This is a genomic window from Flavobacterium polysaccharolyticum, from assembly GCF_038739875.1.
In the GTDB taxonomy this organism is placed as follows: Bacteria; Bacteroidota; Bacteroidia; order Flavobacteriales; family Flavobacteriaceae; genus Flavobacterium; species Flavobacterium polysaccharolyticum.
Genome location: NZ_JBCGDP010000054.1, coordinates 1 through 1,727, shown reverse-complemented (window position 1 = coordinate 1,727; position 1,727 = coordinate 1). Strand labels below are relative to the sequence as shown.

The following is a 1,727-nucleotide window of genomic DNA, read 5'->3' as shown; positions in this document are numbered from 1 at the left end:
TTTGAGTGATCAACAAATTGGTTTTGATGTAGCTCGAGTGACCACTTCACTCAAAGAACATGGGGTGAAAGACCAAGATCTTGCGCGAGAAATTGCTATGATGCGAGAAATGCAAAAAACGCAGTATATTGAAATGCAAAAAAGTGAAGAGACTATTTTGAAAAAAATAAGATCAGAACAAAAGGCTAAAGCAACTACTAACAAATCTTCAGCAGTCACTGATATTCCTTTGGAGGAAAGAGCTGCTCTTATCGCTTTGTACAATAGCACTGGAGGAGCTAATTGGACAAATACAAAATCTAATTACAAGCCATGGGATATCACAAATCCTAGTTCTAATGTTAATGCATGGCAAGGGATTACAGTATCTAATGGGCATGTAGAAAGTGTTGTTTTGAATAGTAATAATCTTACGGGAAGTATACCAAAAGAGATTAAGAATTTACCTTATTTGCGCTCATTACAATTGGTTCACAACTTTCTTACTGGTGAAATTCCTAGTGAGATTGGTCAATTAACAAAGTTATATGACTTAAATTTGTATAATAATCAATTATCAGGAACTGTTCCTAATTGGATTTCTAATCTAAAGGATTTACAAAATCTTTATTTAGGTATGAATAAGTTGTCAGGAAATATACCTGTATTTGGTGATTTGACGAAATTACTTTTTCTTGATCTTAGTGCTAATTCATTGACTGGTACAATACCTATAGAAATTGCACAATTGAAAAATCTAAGGGAATTAAAATTAGGTTTGAACCAGCTCACGGGAGAAATTCCTATTGAAATTGCTACTTTAAGTTCATTAACTTGGTTAGTTTTAAATAATAATCATTTGTCAGGAACTATTCCATCAAAAATTTATGAGTTGCCAAAATGTGGTTTTTATTATTTAAATTATAATGATTTCACGGGCTCTCTCCCTATAGATATAGGAAAAAATACAAATTTGTATATTTTATCTTTAGGTAATAATAAATTATCGGGTAACATACCTGCAAGTATAGGTCAATTAAATATACTTCGTTTATTAGATTTGTCTTATAATTTATTCGATGGTTCAATTCCAAATGAGATTGCAAATTGTAAAGGACTCTTTAGATTATGGCTGAATAATAATCAGTTAACTGGGAATGTTAATTTGAATTTTCAAGAATTTAATACGTTATATGATATCGATATCAGTTCAAATAAATTGTCTGGTAATGTTCCTGATTTAACAGGTCAAAATTCTATGAAACTAATAAATTTTAGCAATAACAATTTTCGTTTTGTAGATTTTGTTAATCAATTTAGTTCATATAAAGCAAAACAAACAACTGGGTTTAAATATTCTCCACAAGCAAAAATAGGAGTTCTAGAAACAATTAATAAAACAGCAGGACAGACAGTTGATTTTAAAATGTTTGCAGATAATGATGATAGATTTCATTCAGAAGATACGTACCAATGGTTTAAAGACGGGGTTGAAATTTCCGGTGCGGTTGGAAAAGTATTTACCATAAGTACTTTGCTAGCCACAGATTCTGGTTCGTATGTTTGTAAATCGTACCATATTGCAAATCCGGATATGTCACCTTTGGTCTTAGAACGAGAGCCAATTACATTAAAAGTAGTTAATTGTACCCCAAAAACAGGAGAATTAAAACTACCTACCCAGCAAGTTTTTGTTGGAGAATCCGCAAATTTTTCGTTTGAACAGACAGCAGGTACTGTCATCTCTG

Annotated in this window: 1 protein-coding gene; it reads left to right on the top strand. The window is 31.6% G+C overall.

The window, feature by feature from the left end; genetic code table 11:
* Window positions 1-1,727, top strand: a 1,727-nt coding sequence (locus tag WFZ86_RS20030; RefSeq protein ID WP_342693595.1) for a leucine-rich repeat domain-containing protein, incomplete at both ends; no start/stop codon positions are given.